Origin of the sequence: Bifidobacterium sp. UBA4282 (genome assembly GCF_002394995.1) — a bacterium.
In the GTDB taxonomy this organism is placed as follows: Bacteria; Actinomycetota; Actinomycetes; order Actinomycetales; family Bifidobacteriaceae; genus Bifidobacterium; species Bifidobacterium pullorum_B.
The window spans coordinates 22209-39176 of sequence record NZ_DGVO01000037.1; the positions used below are offsets into that span (position 1 = coordinate 22209).

General features: G+C 66.1%; 15 protein-coding genes, 2 tRNA genes and 1 pseudogene. 14 read left to right on the forward strand and 4 right to left on the reverse strand.

From position 1 onward, the window contains the following. From B4C31_RS05390 to B4C31_RS05410, 5 genes and pseudogenes are all read left to right on the forward strand, one after another. A pseudogene (locus B4C31_RS05390) lies at window positions 1-748 on the forward strand (carboxypeptidase); the annotation flags it as partial. Between the two features lie 271 nt (window positions 749-1019). Further along, on the forward strand, window positions 1020-2012 hold the full coding sequence (locus tag B4C31_RS05395) for a hypothetical protein (protein ID WP_291531637.1): 993 nt from the start codon (window positions 1020-1022) through the stop codon (window positions 2010-2012). A 154-nt stretch (window positions 2013-2166) separates the two neighbouring features. Continuing rightward, window positions 2167-2547, forward strand: coding sequence for a GntR family transcriptional regulator (locus B4C31_RS05400; protein ID WP_033505764.1), 381 nt, complete (start codon window positions 2167-2169; stop codon window positions 2545-2547). Then, window positions 2544-3440, forward strand: a complete 897-nt coding sequence (locus B4C31_RS05405; protein ID WP_291531638.1) for an ABC transporter ATP-binding protein — start codon at window positions 2544-2546, stop codon at window positions 3438-3440. Before B4C31_RS05400 ends, B4C31_RS05405 begins: the two co-directional genes overlap by 4 nt. Then, entirely contained in the window at window positions 3437-4153 is a 717-nt protein-coding gene (locus B4C31_RS05410) for an ABC-2 transporter permease (protein ID WP_291531639.1), read from the forward strand. Before B4C31_RS05405 ends, B4C31_RS05410 begins: the two co-directional genes overlap by 4 nt. A gap of 40 nt (window positions 4154-4193) precedes the next feature. Here the strand turns inward: B4C31_RS05410 and B4C31_RS05415 are convergent, their stop codons facing one another. Continuing rightward, complete coding sequence (locus tag B4C31_RS05415) at window positions 4194-4724, reverse strand: DNA-deoxyinosine glycosylase (RefSeq protein ID WP_291531640.1); 531 nt, start codon at window positions 4722-4724, stop codon at window positions 4194-4196. A 248-nt stretch (window positions 4725-4972) separates the two neighbouring features. On the opposite strand from B4C31_RS05415, the gene B4C31_RS05420 reads away from it, so the two are divergent. The 9 genes from B4C31_RS05420 to tsaD all read left to right on the forward strand — a co-directional run bounded on the left by B4C31_RS05420 (window position 4973) and on the right by tsaD (window position 15784). Next, entirely contained in the window at window positions 4973-5923 is a 951-nt protein-coding gene (locus B4C31_RS05420) for a magnesium transporter CorA family protein (protein WP_033505757.1), read from the forward strand. A gap of 69 nt (window positions 5924-5992) precedes the next feature. Beyond that, window positions 5993-8959, forward strand: a complete 2967-nt coding sequence (leuS, locus tag B4C31_RS05425) for a leucine--tRNA ligase (RefSeq protein WP_291531641.1) — start codon at window positions 5993-5995, stop codon at window positions 8957-8959. Between the two features lie 194 nt (window positions 8960-9153). Beyond that, window positions 9154-9963 carry a ComEA family DNA-binding protein gene (locus B4C31_RS05430; protein WP_291531642.1) on the forward strand — a complete coding sequence of 270 codons (810 nt, stop codon included), beginning with the start codon at window positions 9154-9156 and terminating at the stop codon, window positions 9961-9963. After that, window positions 9963-11756, forward strand: coding sequence for a ComEC/Rec2 family competence protein (locus B4C31_RS05435; RefSeq protein WP_291531643.1), 1794 nt, complete (start codon window positions 9963-9965; stop codon window positions 11754-11756). The genes B4C31_RS05430 and B4C31_RS05435 overlap by 1 nt, the downstream gene beginning before the upstream one ends. Before the next feature lie 5 nt (window positions 11757-11761). Next, window positions 11762-12736, forward strand: coding sequence for a DNA polymerase III subunit delta (holA, locus tag B4C31_RS05440; protein ID WP_204389122.1), 975 nt, complete (start codon window positions 11762-11764; stop codon window positions 12734-12736). A 1-nt stretch (window position 12737) separates the two neighbouring features. Further along, window positions 12738-13301, forward strand: coding sequence for a tRNA (adenosine(37)-N6)-threonylcarbamoyltransferase complex ATPase subunit type 1 TsaE (gene tsaE, locus B4C31_RS05445; RefSeq protein WP_291531644.1), 564 nt, complete (start codon window positions 12738-12740; stop codon window positions 13299-13301). Window positions 13302-13390: 89 nt separating this feature from the next. Continuing rightward, window positions 13391-14221, forward strand: a complete 831-nt coding sequence (gene tsaB / locus B4C31_RS05450; RefSeq protein ID WP_291531645.1) for a tRNA (adenosine(37)-N6)-threonylcarbamoyltransferase complex dimerization subunit type 1 TsaB — start codon at window positions 13391-13393, stop codon at window positions 14219-14221. Next, a complete protein-coding gene (gene rimI / locus B4C31_RS05455; RefSeq protein ID WP_051912210.1) occupies window positions 14221-14748 on the forward strand; it encodes a ribosomal protein S18-alanine N-acetyltransferase in 528 nt (175 codons plus the stop codon). The genes tsaB and rimI overlap by 1 nt, the downstream gene beginning before the upstream one ends. Beyond that, window positions 14741-15784 (forward strand): tRNA (adenosine(37)-N6)-threonylcarbamoyltransferase complex transferase subunit TsaD, encoded by a 1044-nt coding sequence (tsaD, locus tag B4C31_RS05460; RefSeq protein ID WP_291531646.1) that lies wholly within the window; start codon window positions 14741-14743, stop codon window positions 15782-15784. The genes rimI and tsaD overlap by 8 nt, the downstream gene beginning before the upstream one ends. 95 nt (window positions 15785-15879) lie before the next feature. Here the strand turns inward: tsaD and B4C31_RS05465 are convergent. From B4C31_RS05465 to B4C31_RS05475, 3 genes are all read right to left on the reverse strand, one after another. Beyond that, window positions 15880-15955, reverse strand: a tRNA-Asn gene (locus tag B4C31_RS05465). Window positions 15956-16125: 170 nt separating this feature from the next. After that, window positions 16126-16668, reverse strand: a complete 543-nt coding sequence (locus B4C31_RS05470) for a flavodoxin (protein ID WP_291531647.1) — start codon at window positions 16666-16668, stop codon at window positions 16126-16128. Window positions 16669-16730: 62 nt separating this feature from the next. Further along, window positions 16731-16806: transfer RNA gene (locus tag B4C31_RS05475), tRNA-Asn, on the reverse strand. Window positions 16807-16968: the final 162 nt, after the last annotated feature.

Sequence of the window (16968 nt, forward strand, 5' to 3'; positions counted from 1 at the left end):
GTCGCTCGCCGCCGGCGCCCGCCTGGATGACGGGACGAAGCGCAGGGTGGCGGAACGCTACGCCGAACTGACCGGCCTGAACGCCGATTACGTGTTCGCCTCCGACCTGCGGGTGCTGGACACCCGGTTCCGCAAGCGTCTGCTGCTCGACCGGAGCCGGATCGTGGGCCGGTACGACGGCCGCGCCGCCGGATACGATCTCGATCCGGTCAGTGACGACGAGACCTTCGTGGTCGATGACGCCTACCTGGACCCCGCGTATTCCAGCCTGGTCAACGCCTATCTGCGCGACGAGCTGGGCTGGGACCGCGTCCCCGAGCGCCGAGGTTTTGCGGATTTCGACTGGGAATCCACCGAGCCGGGCAAGGGGTGGATGTGGTGGCACCGCCTGCCCGCGCACACCAAGTGCATTGAGGGCGAGATCATCCCGTTCCCGTCGGTCACGGCCGACCTGGCCGCGGCGATCGTGCACCAGCCCACGCTCAAGGTGTTGATTGGCAACGGCTGGTATGACCTGTGTACGCCGTTCTTCCAGACCGAATGCGACATCGACCATCTGGGACTGCCCGAACCGCTGCGCGGCAATGTGGCGTTCACCTACTACCCGGCCGGTCATATGCTGTATTCGGCCAAGGAGAGCCTGCGCAAGTTCTCCTCCGACCTCAAGCGGTTTTATGCGGCCGACGCCGCCGACCTGCCCTCCATCGACGAACGTCCGGCGCTGCCGGCGCCGCGGATCGACTGGTGAGGTTCCGCGTATCGGCGTGCGCGACGGCCGCGTGAGAATCCGGCGGCGGGATGCCCGTGGCGGCGTCCCGCCGCCGTTGTTGCGTTTGGGGCGGCTCCGGCATGTCCGGCGAAGGCCGATGTGGATAGCCGTTACTTCATCCACTTGTCCACATTGTCAGGCCAGGCGGTGGCGATATGGCGTCGCATGTGCCATGCTGTGGTGCAACGTCGCGCGTGGGATGCGCGCGGCGTACACCACAGTATGCAAGACAAACAGGCAAGGGGGCACTATGACGCAGGATACGGCCATTGAGGCATGGGTCGATCGGTTCAGGGACGATCGGGACAACCAATATGTGAGCGAGCCGCACGTGGAACGTGCTGTCGCGATCATCAGGCTTATCGGAACATCGGCGCTGGACCGCGGGTTCGCCGTGCCGCCGCCCGACGACGGGGACCTGCTGCGGCTGCACCGCGAAGACCTGACATGGGCGCATATCGTGTGCGCCACCGACGACGGCGTGACGTATTTCCTGCGTGTACAGGAGGTATGCGCACCGAACGCCCCGCGCAAGCCGCCCGCAGCCGTCGGCGCGGACCCGGATGAGCCGCGTTGGCTGGCGTACCGCGTGCGCGAGTTCATCGGCACCGGCCTGCTGCAGATCGCCATTAGGACGGATGGCGACGTCGCCTGCCGGAGGACCGCCAAGGACACGGCGACGTCATCGCTGGAGGAGAAGATCCCATCGGTGTTCAACGAATTCGCATCGGCAATGGAGCGGCGCCGCAAGGACCGGCAGGAGCGGGCCGAATGGGAGGAGGCCAAGCGGTGCGCCCGGGAACGGTATGCATGCGATCGGCTGATGGCCGACATGGATCATCAGGCGGAGCAATACCTGGCGATGGCGCGCCGGCGCGAGTTCCTGTCGGCACTGGAGCGTGCGCTGGAACGCTATGAGGGCGCGGACCGCGTGGAGGTGGCCCGGCGGATAGCGCTGCTGCGGGAACGCGTGGACGCCGAGGACCCAGGTCTGCATCCCGAACGCATCGACATCGCGGTGCCGGAACCCGACGATGCGCAGCTCGCCCCGTACATGGACGGCTGGAGCGTTGACGGCCCGTATCGGATCTCGTCGATGGGGACCCGCGAGCGCACCCGCCGCATCGAATCGCCGTGGCCGCAGGAGACCGGTGCGTACGGCGGCGGTACGGTCGGGGCCATACCCGATTATGCCGGTCCGTATGGGGCGGGGTCGGGACGGTACGGGGAACCGGACTTCTGATGGGCGTGTTGACCCGCCACCGTCGCGTGTATATACTGTGTATAGAGGGTATATACACTCGGGCTCTTCCGGGAGGACGCTTTCGTCAAGGGCACGGTGGCCGCCGCACAAGCCATGCGCGGCGGACACCTGACAACGGCAAAGGAAACACACAGTGGACCTGATCATCTCCAACTCGTCGAACAGACCGATCTACGAGCAGATCACCACGCAGATCAAGGAGCTCATCCTGACCGGCGAACTCCAGCCGGGGCAGAAGCTGCCCTCGATCCGCGCGCTCGCCAACGGGCTGCGCATCAGTGCGATCACCACCAAACGGGCGTATACGGATCTGGAGGCCCAGGGGTTCATCGAAACCGTGCAGGGCAAGGGCAGCTTCGTCACCGGCGGCAACGTCGAACTGCTGCGCGAGGAGCGCCGTCGCCAGATCGAGCAGCGACTCATGCGGCTGGTCGATGACGCGCGGTCCGCCGACATCGGCGATGACGAGCTTCGGGAGATGATGGATCTCATCATGGAAGGCGACGCATCATGAGCGACTCCCGGCCTCTGCTTGAGGCCCATCAATTATGCAAACGGTATGGCGACTTCGCCCTGCGGAATGTGGACCTGAGCGTCCGCCCTGGCGAGATCGTCGGCTACGTCGGACGCAACGGGGCGGGCAAGACCACCACGATCAAGGCGCTGCTGGGGCTGATCCGCCCCGACGGCGGCGAGGGGACGGTGATGGGCGCGCCGATCCGCGAGATGGGCCGGTCGGAAGGCGTGGCGGCCAAGGAACTGCTGGGCGTTGTCTTCGACACGTTGGCGTTCCCCGATGCGCTGCGCATCCGGGACATCAACGGGGTGCTCCAGCGCTGTTACCGGCAGTGGGACGAACGCCGGTTCCGTGCATACCTGAAGCGGTTCGACCTGCAGGACACCAAGAAGGTCAAGGAACTCTCCCGGGGTATGGGCATGAAGCTGTCGCTCGCCTGCGCGCTCAGCCACGGGGCGCGGCTGCTCATCCTGGACGAGGCCACCGCCGGACTCGACCCGATGGCCCGTGACGAGGTGCTGGACCTGTTGCGCGAATTCGTGGCGGATGACGGACATGGCGTCCTCATGTCCAGCCACATCACCTCCGACCTGGAACGGATCGCGGACCGGGTGGTCTGCATCGACGACGGCCGCATCGTCTTCGACAAACCGAAGGACGAGATCACCGACACGATGGGTGTGGCCCGATGCCGGGCGCGTGACATCGACGCGATCCTTGGGTCGGATGTGTTCGGCGGCACGGCACCGAGGATCTTGCGTCACGAATACGGCGTCGATCTGGCGGTGCCGGATCGGTTCGCGTTCGCCGAGGCGTTCCCCGACATCCCCTGCGACCGCATGACCATCGACGACTATCTGCATTTCACAATCAAGGGGGTCTCACGATGATCCGCGCATGGCATCTCGATCTGATGATGATCCGGCAGAGGATGCTGCTGAACCTGCCCATATCGCTGGTGCTGTGCCTGTGGCTGGGGCTGCAGACGCAATCCCTGGCCACGGTGGTGGCCGCGGCGTTGTTCATGACCTACCCCATGGTGGGCATGCAGCTGGGACAATACGATGAGCTGAAGGGATGGAAGTCGTATCGCATGACGCTGCCGCTGAGCCGGCGCGATATCGTTGCGGGGCGATACCTGACCCTGCCGACGCTGGTGATCGCCAGCCTGCTGACGGCGGCTGTCGCGGTGGGACTGAACATCGGCATCGCGGCGGTGGCTCCGGAACTGGGCGGCCCTGCCGGGATGATGGCGGCGATGTGCTCCGCGGACGCCGTGCACGAGGCTCTGCTGGTCGGATCGGCGTTCCTGCTGGTCTGCACCGTCATGGTGTGCGCGATGACCATACTGTTCTACCGGTTCGGCGCCACCACGGCCACCACCATGCTGCCGATGCTCGGTGTGTTCGCCGTGCTGATGGTGGCGCTGTTCGTAGGCAGTCGGGACGAATCCGTGGTGGCCGCATGGTCCGACGGGCTGCTCTGGCTGCTGTCCCCGGAACGGCTGGTCCTGTGCTGCGGGATATGCGCCGCGCTCACCGTGGCGATCATGGCGGCCAGCGCGGCCATCTGTATGCGCATCTATACGCGGACGGAACTGTGACGCGCATGTCGTCGCGGATATGTCCGCCGCGACGTCGCGGTTATCGGCCCGTCGGCGCCAACGCCTCACGGTACGCGGCGATGAGCCGGTCCAGACCCATCGCCGCGTTCGCCGGACTGGTCGATGGCAACCCCACGTGCGGCACCGTGATCCCGGCCCGTTCCAGCAACGGCGTACACAACCGCCGATACAGCTGCGTCGCCTTGGCGCCGGTCGTGGCCACCAACGCGATGCGCGAACCCCGGATCAGCGGAACCGGATCGTTCGGCACCGCGTTGGCGATCGACGCGTCGGATGCGCCGTCGATATCGCATTCGGCGATGACATCCCACAGCGCGATGCCATGCCACAACGCGAACGCGCGCCGGGAATCCGGCGTATCGCCCGGCGCATCCTCCGGATCGGTCGGATCGGCGAACACCGCGGCCATCACCGGCCAGAACCGGTTGCGCGGGTGCATGTAATAGAACGACGCCTCCCGCGATTTCGGGCTGGGCATCGAGCCCAGCACCAGCACCCGTGACTCAGCATCCCACACCGGGCCGAACCCGTGCTCCACATGTTCCGTCATAACCGCCATCGTAATCGCATGGATTCACGTGCGGGGGAACCCGTTGGGGGGCGGGTCCGGCCGGCCCGTTGCGGCCCGGAGCGTGGGTCGGCGCACGGAATCCATCGAACCGGAACGGCGTATATGAACAACGGTTGAACTTGTGTCCGCAACGGGCGCAAAGTCGGGGGACAGGGGCTATGCTTTATACGGCTCGGATGAGCCGTGGCATCCTATCCAACAGTCAGTGAAAGGCGGGTGAGAGACCCATGTTGCGTATGTTCAACACCATCAACGGCCAGGTGGAACAGATCAGTAAACCGGAGAACGGATCATGGCTGTGTCTCTCCGACCCGACCGACGTGGAACTGGCCACCGTGGCGCAGGAGACCGGCATCGACCTGGCCGACCTGCGCGCCCCGCTGGATGACGAGGAACGCTCGCGCGTGGACGTCGAGGACGACTACACGATGATCATCGTCGACATCCCGACCGTGGAGGAGCGCGGCGGACGCGACTGGTACGAGACGATTCCTCTGTCGATCATCGTGACGCAGAACATGATCATCACCGTGTGCATGCAGGACACCCCCGTGCTTCACCCGTTCATGGAGGGGACGATCCGCGGGTTCAACACCTACATGAAGACGCGTTTCATCCTGCAGATCCTGTACCGCAACGCCACCATGTACCTGCGATATCTGCGCATCATCGACCGGGAGAGCGACAAGCTCGAACTCAAGCTGCGCCATTCGATGCAGAACCGCGAGATCCTGATGCTCCTGGAACTGAGCAAGACCTTGGTGTACTTCACCACATCGCTCAAATCGAACGAGATCGTGATGGAGAAGCTCACCACGCTGGCCCGCATCAAGCAGTACCCGGAGGACGAGGACCTGCTTGAGGACGTGATCACCGAGAACAAGCAGGCCATCGAGATGGCGAACATCTACAGCGGCGTTCTGGCCAACATGACCGACGCCTTCGCCTCGATCGTGTCCAACAACCTGAACAACGTGATGCGCATCTTCACGATCATCTCCATCTCGCTGTCGATCCCGACGCTCATCTTCTCGATGTACGGCATGAACTTCGACGGCGGCATGATGGGCATGCCGTTCACCGACAAACCGTGGGGATTCCTGCTCATCGTGGTGGTCTCGATGGCGCTGGCCGCGGCGGTGACCTGGTTCCTGACCCGCTCCCGCTGGTTCAAGTGACACGGGGCCCGTCCGGACAGCGGACGACGCCCCGCTTGGTGTCCAGTTACGTGGCGATAATCGTTGACCATGAGTGACAACGAGAAGAACACGGCGGCGCCGGCGGTCGATGCCGGCGAACCCGCCTTCCGCTATAACGCCGCGATGGCGCAGGGCATCGAGGAGCGTTGGCAGCAGTACTGGGACGAGCACGGCACCTTCTGGGCGGCGAACGTCAACGGCGATCTCAAGGACGGCGAAGGCCGCAACGCCGAAGGCCGCAAGTCCTACTTCGCGATGGACATGTTCCCGTACCCCTCGGGCAAGGGCCTGCACGTGGGCCATCCGCTCGGCTATCTGGCCACCGACGTGGTCAGCCGCTACCACCGCATGAAGGGCGAGAACGTGCTGCACGCCATGGGCTATGACGCCTTCGGCCTGCCCGCCGAGCAGTACGCCGTGCAGACCGGCCAGCATCCGCGCGTGACAACCGAGCAGAACATCGCCAACATGCGCCGCCAGCTGCACCGCATGGGCCTGAGCTTCGACGACCGTCGATCCTTCGCCACCATCGACCCCGGCTATGTGCGCTGGACGCAGTGGATCTTCTCCCGCATCTATGACGCCTGGTACGATCCGGAGGCCACGAACCCGAGCGGATCCAAGGGCTGCGCCCGTCCGATCTCCGATCTGGTGGCCGAGTTCGAATCCGGCACCCGTGCCATCCCCGGGCACGACGGCAAGGTGTGGAACGAACTGACCGCCGTCGAACAGGCCGACGTGCTCAACGAGTTCCGTCTGGCGTACATCTCCAAGTCCCCGGTCAACTGGTGCCCGGGCCTGGGCACCGTGCTCGCCAACGAGGAGGTCACCGCCGAGGGCAAGTCCGAGCGCGGCAACTTCCCGGTGTTCCAGCGCGAGCTGCGCCAGTGGTCGATGCGCATCACCGCCTACGGCCACCGTCTGATCAGCGATCTGGACACCATCGACTGGCCCGAGAAGGTCAAGCTGATGCAGCGCAACTGGATCGGCGAATCGCACGGCGCCTCCGTGCACTTCACGGTCGAGACCCCGTCCGGCGAGCAGGACATGGAGATCTACACCACCCGTCCCGACACGCTGTTCGGCACCACATTCGCCGTGGTCTCCCCGGAGCACCACCTGCTGGCCTGCGTGCCGGACGCCTGGCCGCAGGACACCCCCGAGTCCTGGACCGGCGGCTACGCCACGCCGAAGGAGGCCGTGACCGCCTACCGCCGTGCGGCCGAGGCCAAGACTGCCAAGGACCGTGTGGACGAGGCGGGCGAGAAGACGGGCCTGTTCACCGGTCTGTACGCCATCAACCCGATCACCGGTGCCAAGCTGCCGCTGTTCACCGCCGACTACGTGCTGATGGACTACGGCACCGGCGCGATCATGGCCGTGCCGGGTGGCGACCAGCGTGACTACGACTTCGCCGTCAAGTACGGCCTGCCGGTGATCTACACGGTCCAGCCGCTGCCGGAATCCGGCGACGACCTGTCCAACTACGAGGGCAAGGCGCCGTTCGTCTCCCACGACGGCATCGTCATCAACTCCTCCGTGGACGCCACCCGCGCCGACGGCCAGCCGCTGTCGATCGACGGCCTGCGCGTGGACGACGCGATCGCCAAGGTCAACGCCTGGCTGGAACAGGCCGGCGTGGGCAAGGGCACGGTCAGCTACCGCCTGCGCGACTGGCTGTTCAGTCGTCAGCGCTACTGGGGCGAGCCGTTCCCGATCGTCTACGACGAGGATGGCGTGGCGCACCTGCTGCCGGACGAGCAGCTGCCGATCAACCTGCCGGACGTGCCCGACTACAGCCCGAAGACCTTCGACCCGGAGGACGCCGAATCCAACCCGGAGGCGCCGCTGAGCCGCAACGAGGAGTGGGTCAAGGTCACGATGGACCTGGGCGAGGGGCCGAAGACCTACTATCGTGACACGAACACGATGCCGAACTGGGCCGGCTCCTGCTGGTACTACATGCGCTACCTCGACCCGACCGACACCGAGCACATGGTGGAGAAGGACGAGTACGACTACTGGATGGGCCCGGACCGCGGCAACGGCCGTTCCGGCGGCGTGGACCTGTACGTCGGCGGCGTCGAGCACGCGGTGCTCCACCTGCTGTACGCGCGCTTCTGGCACAAGGTGCTGTTCGACCTGGGCTATGTGGACTCGGCCGAGCCGTTCCACAAGCTGTTCAACCAGGGCATGATCCAGGCCTACGCCTACACCGACGACCGCGGCCAGTACGTGCCGGCCGCTGAGGTGGAGGAAGGCCCGGCCGGCTCCGATGGCGAACCGACGTTCACCTGGAACGGCCAGCATGTCAACCGCGAGTTCGGCAAGATGGGCAAGAGCCTGAAGAACATCATCACGCCTGATGACATGTACGAGAACTACGGCGCGGACACGTTCCGCCTGTACGAGATGAGCATGGGCCCGCTGGCGGAGTCCCGCCCGTGGAACACTCGCAACGTGGTCGGCGGCATGCGCTTTCTGCAGCGCCTGTGGCGCAACGTGGTCGACGAGACCACCGGCGAGGTGCGCGTGAGCGAGGACGAGCCGGATCTGAAGACCCTCAAGCTGCTCAACAACACCATCGCCGACGTGACGGTGGAGATGGAGGGCATGCGCCCGAACACCGCCATCGCCAAGCTCATCGTGCTCAACAACCATCTGACCTCGTTGGATGCGGTGCCGCGCGCTGCCGTGGAACCGCTGATCCTCATGCTCGCGCCGATCGCGCCGCATATCTGCGAGGAGCTGTGGAACCGCCTTGGGCATACCGCATCGCTGGCCCACGAATCCTGGCCGGTGGCCGACGAACGGTACGTCGGGCAGGATACCATCACCGCGGTCGTGCAGATCAAGGGCAAGGTGCGCGCCAAGCTGGAGGTCAGCCCGGACATTGATCCGGCCGAGCTCGAACGGATGGCGCTGGAGGCCGTGGCCGATCGTCTAGGCGGCAAGACACCGCGCAAGGTGATTGTCAAGGCGCCGAAGATCGTCTCGATTGTGCCGGCCGAATAATCGATCGGGGCAACCGGGTCTCTGCCGCATACTTTACGATGGGCGGCCTTCCGAGCATGGGAGGCCGCCCATAGTCGTATACGCGGGCGTGACGTCGACCGTTCGTCGGGGGTGGCGGTGGATAACCGGAATCGTTCGACCACATCGCCCGGCGGCGCTGGACTTCCGGGCGGTTGCGGCGGCATCGTGGAGGTATGCGCAGAACGGATGCCGGCATATCACCGGCGATGGGACGACTGGACGCCTTGGAGCCGCGCGAACGGCTGCTCTCGCCGCCCAGACCGCCGTCATGCCCACAACCGGATGCCGCGCATGGCATCGTGCGTGAACAGGTACGTGGCACGGGGCGCGTACGACTCGCTGGGCTGGCCGGGGTGCAGCCGACGGATTGCCTTGATGAGGGCGAGCTGACATCGCGGTTCCGCCGTGATCGCCCGCGGCTGACGGTCAAACCGGTGCATGCGTTGATTGTCGTCTTGCTGCTGTGCTGCGCGCTGAGCGCCAGCCTGACGTTGCTTGTCCGTCAATCGCTGCACTACGCCGCCTACCGGGAGCAGGAGACTTCCATGCAGCACCAGGACCGGTCCTCCGATACACCCCAGGAGGGGGCGTCAGGCGAGGCGACATCCGGGGGCGGTGCGTCCGCGTCCGACGATGGTGAGTCGCATGACGTTGCATCCGACGATTTGTCCGACGATTTGTCCGGCGAATCGCCCGGCGAATCGCTCGATGCGTCGTCCGACGGCGCACAGCCCCCGGAACCCTCCAATCCGGATGCCGGCGGCGCCGCTCCGGGCATCGACGAGCAGGGACGGATCGACCTGAACACCGCCTCACTCGAACAGCTGGACACCATCACCGGCGTCGGACCGGCCATCGCACAGCGCATCCTCGACTATCGCTCGCAGGTGGGGCGGTTCAGCAGCGTCGATCAACTGCTGGAGGTTTCCGGCATCGGCCCCAAAACCCTGGAGAGGATGCGGGATCAGGTGGTGGTGCGGTGATGCGGATGGACGGATGCGGACGGAGGGAGCAGGGCAGCCGTGATTGGCGGATGCTGCCGGTGGCGTTGACGGTCTGGGCGGCCGCTCTGGGTACCCGGTGGCTGTTCGCCGCCGTGATGGAACCGGCCGCCGATGGTTGGTGGACGGACGTCGGTATCGGCTGGGTGTTGGCGGCCGGGGCGTTCGGCGCGGCCGCGGGCGTGGGCGTAGGGATCGCGGTCATGCGTGGGTGTTGGCGGCCGACGCGTGCCACGGTGTGGATGACGACGATGGTGTGCTGCGCCGCGCTGACCGCGTGCGTATCCACCTGGTGCGTGAACGCCGTCGTCTGGCATGACCCGGTGTCGGTTCGCGTGCGCGATGGTCCGGTCCATGCCGTGATGCAGGGCACGGTGCGCGCCCCGGTGACGGTGGCCGACACATTCGAGGCGGATTGCCAAAGCGAGGCGCGACTGACCCGGGTGACGATCGACGGGGTGGATATGGTCACCTCCGTGGATGTGCGGCTCTACGCCTCGGGTGAGCAATGCGCCGCGCTGGCCCGCGATGCGCGCTACCGGTTCTCCGGACATCTGGCGGAGAACAAGTTCGGCGGGCAGCGGGTGCGGTTGACCCTCGATGACGCGCACGGCGCACAGCTGGCATTGGTGCCGCCGTTGGGGTCCCGCATCGTGGCGCATATGCAGGAGGCGTTCTTCGCGGCTACGGACGACCTATCCGATCAAGCCAGGGTGCTGGTGCCGGGACTGACCATCGGCGTGCTGGGATCGGAACGGTACGCCGCACGGTCCGGGGGAGCCTCCGAAATCGACGCCACCTATGCCGGTCAGCTGGAAGAGCGGTTCCGCCGCTCGGGGATCATGCATCTCATGGCGGTTTCGGGAGGCCATTTCGTGTTGGTGGCGGCGTTGGTGCGCCGCCTGTGCGCGCGGCTGCTCGCCCACCGGTATGTGGTGGCGGTCGCCACCGTGGGCGCATATCTGGGGCTGTCGGCGCTGATGTTCCCCTCGGATTCGGTGACCAGGGCGCTGATCATGGGGTGTCTCACGGCCGCGGCCACGGCCGCGGGGCGCCGTCCGCAGGCGATGAGCGCCCTGTGCTGGACGGCGGGCGTCGTAATCGTGGCGCGTCCGGACATGGCGGCGAGCTACGGGTTCGCGCTCTCCTGCGCGGCGGTGTTCGGCATCATCACCTGCACGGGTGCGATCGCGGCACGACTGGAACGGTTCCTGCCCGCAATTGTGGCGGAGGCGGTGGCCCTGACCGTTGCGGCGCAATGCTGCACGCTGCCGGTGCAGATCCTGATGGAGCCCGCCATCCCGTTGATGTCCGTGCCCGCCAACCTGATTGTATCCCCGGTGGTCGGGGCCGCCACCATAACCGGTCTGGCCGGTCTGCTGACGGCGTGGTGCTGCCCGCCCGTGGGCGGCGCATTGGCATGGGTTGCCGGGTGGGGGACCAAGGTCATGGAATGCTGCGCCATGTGGCTGGGCGGCGACGACCGCATGACGCTGCCGTGGGCCGATGGCGTGACCGGTGCCGTCGGCGTGGTCTGTGCGGAGGTGGCCATTGCGGTGCTGGCGAGGGCCGTCGGCCGATTGCGGGCTGGCGGGACGGCGCGGATGCGGGCGCGCGTCGACGAACCGAGCGAGCCATGGCGGCCGTTGCGGAACCGGTACGAGAGGATCGGCCTGTGGATCAATCAGACTCCCAAGGTGTTCGGCTCATGGGATGACCGGGCGGATCACAGCTCGGACAACCGGGGGAAATGTCCAGCGATGCGGAGAGATTGAACAGTATGCCCAAGCCGTCAGCCAAAGCCATGGTATCCATCGTGTACGGGGGAGACTCCTACCTCAACGACCAGCGCGTCCGCGACCTGACCCACCAGGCGCTGAACGCCTACCCGGACGCGGACGTCGTGGAACTGGACGCCACCGATGCCGACCGGTACGCCTTCGATGAGGCGGTCAGCCCCTCCCTGCTCGCCGACCGCGCCATCGTGGTGGTTCGCAACCTGCAGAACGCCGATGAGAAACTGGGCGACGCCATCGCCGCATACTGCGGACAGTCCAACAACGATGCCAACGCCAGCCCGGTGATTTGTCAGCACGAGGGCGGGACCAAAGGCAAACGCATCCACGACCTGATCATCAAGGCGGGTGCTAGGGAGGAGAAGGTCCCCGACCTGAAGAAGGCCGACGCCAAGATTAACTTCGTCATGCAGCAGTTCGAACGGCGCCACCGGCGCGTGGACCCCATGGCGGCCCAGCAGCTGGTGGCCGTCCTGGGCGAGCGCACCGGCGAACTGGCCGCCATGTGCGGGCAGCTATGCTTCGACTTCGACGACGATCCCATCGGCATCGAACGCGTCAACCAGTACCTGACGGCGGACCCGCAGGTCAGCGGATTCGCCGTGGCCGACCGCGCCCTGGAGGGACGCACCGCCGACGCCATCGTGGCCATGCGATCCACCATCGAACAAGGCACGGAACCCATCGCCCTGATCGGCGCACTGGCCATGAAACTGCGCACCCTGGCCAAGGCCTCGGCGGTCAAATCCGGCGTCATCTCCCAAGCGGAGGCCAAAACCAACCCGTACGTCCTGAAAATCGCCATGCGGCAACTGTCCGGATGGACATCCGCCGGGCTCGGCCGATGCATCCAAACCCTCGCATGGGCGGACGAACAGAGCAAAACCAACGGGGGAGACCCGGTCTACGCCTTGGAACGCGCCATCATCCTCATCGGCAGCAAAGGACGCGAACACTGATATGACAACCCCACTCACCATCACCGCCGCAACCACGGAATCCATGCGCGAACTGGGCGCGGCCGTCGCCTCGATCACCACAGGCGGCGACGTCATCCTCCTATCCGGACCGCTCGGCGCGGGCAAAACCACGTTCGCCCAAGGATTCGGCCGTGGCCTGGGCATCGACGGCCCCATCGTCTCCCCGACCTTCACCATCGCCCGCGAACTCGACGGACGATTCGCTGACGGTTCGCCCGCACACCTCATCCACGTGGACGCCTACCGCTTGGGCGGCACCGCCTACGCACCCGGACAGAACAGCGTCGACCGACTGCTGGACGAACTGGAATCGCTCGGACTGGACGAGGAACTGGACGAACCGGGCGAGCATACGGTCATCCTGATGGAATGGGGCGAACAGATGGCCGCCGCGCTCGCCCCCGAACGGCTGGAGATCGGCATCAGCCGGCCCTCCTCGCACGACGATTCCGGCGTTGCACCGACCAGCGACGGTGCCCGCATCGTCACGATCACGCCGTGCGGAGGCGACTGGGACAGCCGTCTGACGGCATTGCCGCGCTAGCGTGTTCGCCCGCGTCGAATCGCCGCATAGTCCTCGTTGCCGGAGGGTTGTACAGTGAGATGGTCAAACAGGCAACGGCAGGAGGCAGCATGGCGGATGTGACGCGCACACTGGTGATTGACACCTCGTACGGGTCGGCGGTCGGCATCGTCGGACGCGAGCCGATCATTGAAACCGATTCGCGCACCCATGTCGAACGACTCCAGAGCAACATCGCCCGCGCCGTCGCCGAAGCCGGTCTGCGGCCGCGTGATCTCGACACGGTGGTCGTCGGCATCGGCCCCGCACCGTTCACCGGACTGCGCGCCGGCATTGTGGCGGCCAAAACCATCGCTTACGCCACCGGCGCCACGCTGATCGGGCAGGATATCCTCGCCCCGCAGCACGAGTTGGCCGCGCATCTACGTGACGCGTCGATCGCCGCGCCTGTCGGAATACCGGCATTCCAGCCGCTGCAGGAAGGCGACATTCGGCTGACGCTGGCCGTCAATGATGCGCGCCGTCGGCAACTGTACTGCGCGCTGTACGCCGATGCGCCGGACACGGCTCCCGGAATGCGCCCGTTGATTGACATGGACATCGACTACCCCGACCATATCGCCGAGCGGGTGAACGCCGCCGTCGCACAGCTGCGCGAGGCACGGCCGGAACGCCGCGTCCTGGTCGATATCATCGGCCACGGGGCCGGCAAATACGCGGCGGCATGGGAAAGCATCGAGTCCGTCGGCATGGTCGCGGATGCGACGCCGTTCGACTGCGGCGCGGACGGCCTGGCGCTGTTCGCACGGCACGCCACGGCGCATCGGGACGCCGGCCACGGCCGGACGGTGGAGCCGCTGTACCTGCGCCGTCCGGACGTGTCGGTGCCCAAGCCGCTCAAGCAGGTGCTGCACCATGGCGGGGCGGAGCGGAACGCATGATAATCGTCGGATGCAACACGGTGGACCGCGGCATCGTCGTGGCACGCATCGCCGAACTCGAACACGAGCTGTTCGGCGTCGGGGCATGGAGCCGGGACGCGGTCGGGCAGGAACTTGACGCCTTCGCGCGCACCTATCTGCTGGCCGTGGACGATGCCGACCATACGGCCATCCACGGATATGCCGGATTCTGGTATGACGGGGACGACGCCGAACTGATGACCATCGGCGTGGAACGCGATTGTCAGCGTCAGGGCGTCGCCACGCGGCTGCTGGCCGCATTGATCGACCAGGCTCGCGCCCAGGGGGCCCGGCGCATGCTGCTGGAGGTCCGGGTGGATAACGGGCCGGCGCTGCGCCTGTACGAACGGCATGGATTCCGCCGCATGGGGCTGCGCAAACGGTACTATCAGCCCGAAGGCGTCGACGCCTACACGATGGCGCTCGACCTCGCCCCGCGGACGGTCGGATTCCAAAGCGCGGCCGCCGCGCCGCAACGCAACCAGGAGGAGAACGCTCATGAGTGAACCGGTGGTGCTCGGCATCGAGTCGACCTGCGACGAAACGGCCGCGGCCGTGGTCCGTGGGCGGCGACTCCTGTCGAACGTGGTGGCCTCGTCGATGGATGAACATGCCCGCTACGGCGGCGTGATCCCCGAGATCGCCTCGCGCGCCCACGCCGAGGCGTTCGTACCCGTGGTCTCCAAGGCGTTGGCCGACGCCGACATGACCATCGGCGACGTGGACGCGATCGCGGTCTCCGCCGGCCCCGGTCTGGCGGGATGCTTGGCCGTGGGCGTATCCGGCGCCAAGGCGTTGGCCTGGGCGGCGAACAAGCCCATCTACGGTATCAACCACGTCATCGGGCATATCGCCGTCACCCAGCTGCAATTCGGTCCGTTCCCGCCGGACACGCTCGCGCTGATCGTCTCCGGCGGGCATACCTCGCTGCTTCATGTGGAGGATGTGGCGCGGCATATCGACGTGGTCGGCACCACGCTGGATGACGCGGCGGGGGAGTGCTTCGACAAGGTGGCCCGTCTGCTGGGCTTCCCGTATCCGGGAGGCCCCCACATCGACCGGCACGCGCAGGCGGGCGACCCGCATGCCATCGCGGTGCCGCAAGGATTGACGCAGGGCAAGGCCGGCCGCGAACACCCGTACGACTTCAGCTTCTCCGGCGTCAAGACCGCCGTGGCCCGGTGGATCGAGGAGCGGCAGGACCGCGGCGAGGAGATCCCCGTGGACGACGTGTGCGCGTCCCTGGCGGATTCGGTGGCCACCGTGCTGGCCAGGAAGGCGATGCGCGGCTGCGAGCAGTACGGTTCGCGCACGCTGATCGTGGGCGGCGGCTTTTCGGCCAACTCCCAGCTGCGCGCCAAACTGTTGGAGGTCGGTGCCGAACATGGCGTCGAGGTGCGTGTGCCGGAACTCAGGCTGTGCACCGACAACGGCGCGATGGTCGCCATGCTGGGCGTGAACCTGGTGGAGGCGGGCGTAGCCCCCTCGGCCCCCGATTTCCCGATCGATTCGGCCATGCCGTTGGACCGCATCTGCATGTGAGCGTCGGCATCCGTGTCTGCGCCGGCACGGCGCTGGCGCAGACACGGATGTCGGGATATGCGAAAGGCCATCTCCCGGGAGATGGCCTTTCGTTGTGGCTCCTGCGGCTGGGCTTGAACCAGCGACCGTCCGATTAACAGTCGGATGCTCTGCCAACTGAGCTACGCAGGAATGTTCCGCGCCCGGCGAACTGCCGCGCACAAGATATAAAGTCTATCCCTTTTTCCCGTGAATGCAAATCACGGCATGTCGGTCCTGCTTCCGGTCTGTCGTCGGCGCTGCGTATGGTCGCGGCGGTTCCTTCCGTCTTGTTGGTCGGGACGAGCGGGCACAGGCTGTCGTCAGCGGGAGGAATGGTCGTCAAGCCATACGGCGACGGCGGCCCTGGCATCGGCGGGGTCGTGCTGGACCGTCGAACCGAGGACCGGCAAACCGGGGCGGATGTCGCTGTCGGACAGTGCGTCGCGCAGTTCGTCCATCGTGCGGGCCAGCCCGCTGCCCTCGTTGGTGCAGAACGGCAGAATCGTCTTGCCTCCCAGGTCATGCTCGTCCAGGAACGTGCGTACCGGCATCGGCAGGGATCCGCACCAGATCGGGTAGCCGAGCGCGATGCGGTCGGCAGCGGCGATGGCCTGCTCCGTGTCGAACGGCTCCGACGCCAAGGCCTCCAGCCTGATTGCGGGGCGAGCCTGCGTCTCCAATTCGTGCTGGATGATTTGCTTGGCGTCATCGTAGCCGGTCGGATACGGCTGGTCCGGCACGATGCGTACCATCGGCGCGCCGGTCGACTCCGCCACGATGTGCGCCAGCTTGGCGGTGCTGCCTTCGGCGACGACGCCGACATTGAAGTTCTCGCCGGGACGTGAGAAAAATACCACCAGCATACGGCACCCTCCTTTTGTCGGGATATGCGAAAGGCCATCTCCCGGGAGATGGCCTTTCGTTGTGGCTCCTGCGGCTGGGCTTGAACCAGCGACCGTCCGATTAACAGTCGGATGCTCTGCCAACTGAGCTACGCAGGAATGTTCCGCGCTCGGCGAACTGCCGCGCACAAGAAAATAAGAATAGCCGTAAATGACACGAGTGCAACTTCGGCGTGTCGCAACGGGGCAGGGTGCCGTATTGCGGTGGATAACCTGACGGCGTTCGACCACATTGCCGGGAACAGCTGGACTTGAACCCGG

Excerpts from the sequence above, each read along its gene's own strand:
- B4C31_RS05395 (WP_291531637.1), top strand. The coding sequence starts at position 1,020 with ATGACGCAGGATACGGCCATTGAGGCATGGGTCGATCGGTTCAGGGAC.
- B4C31_RS05405 (WP_291531638.1), top strand. The coding sequence starts at position 2,544 with ATGAGCGACTCCCGGCCTCTGCTTGAGGCCCATCAATTATGCAAACGG.
- B4C31_RS05410 (WP_291531639.1), top strand. The coding sequence starts at position 3,437 with ATGATCCGCGCATGGCATCTCGATCTGATGATGATCCGGCAGAGGATG.
- B4C31_RS05415 (WP_291531640.1), bottom strand. The coding sequence starts at position 4,724 with ATGACGGAACATGTGGAGCACGGGTTCGGCCCGGTGTGGGATGCTGAG.
- B4C31_RS05420 (WP_033505757.1), top strand. The coding sequence starts at position 4,973 with ATGTTGCGTATGTTCAACACCATCAACGGCCAGGTGGAACAGATCAGT.
- leuS (WP_291531641.1), top strand. The coding sequence starts at position 5,993 with ATGAGTGACAACGAGAAGAACACGGCGGCGCCGGCGGTCGATGCCGGC.
- B4C31_RS05430 (WP_291531642.1), top strand. The coding sequence starts at position 9,154 with ATGCGCAGAACGGATGCCGGCATATCACCGGCGATGGGACGACTGGAC.
- B4C31_RS05435 (WP_291531643.1), top strand. The coding sequence starts at position 9,963 with ATGCGGATGGACGGATGCGGACGGAGGGAGCAGGGCAGCCGTGATTGG.
- holA (WP_204389122.1), top strand. The coding sequence starts at position 11,762 with ATGCCCAAGCCGTCAGCCAAAGCCATGGTATCCATCGTGTACGGGGGA.
- tsaE (WP_291531644.1), top strand. The coding sequence starts at position 12,738 with ATGACAACCCCACTCACCATCACCGCCGCAACCACGGAATCCATGCGC.
- tsaB (WP_291531645.1), top strand. The coding sequence starts at position 13,391 with ATGGCGGATGTGACGCGCACACTGGTGATTGACACCTCGTACGGGTCG.
- tsaD (WP_291531646.1), top strand. The coding sequence starts at position 14,741 with ATGAGTGAACCGGTGGTGCTCGGCATCGAGTCGACCTGCGACGAAACG.
- B4C31_RS05470 (WP_291531647.1), bottom strand. The coding sequence starts at position 16,668 with ATGCTGGTGGTATTTTTCTCACGTCCCGGCGAGAACTTCAATGTCGGC.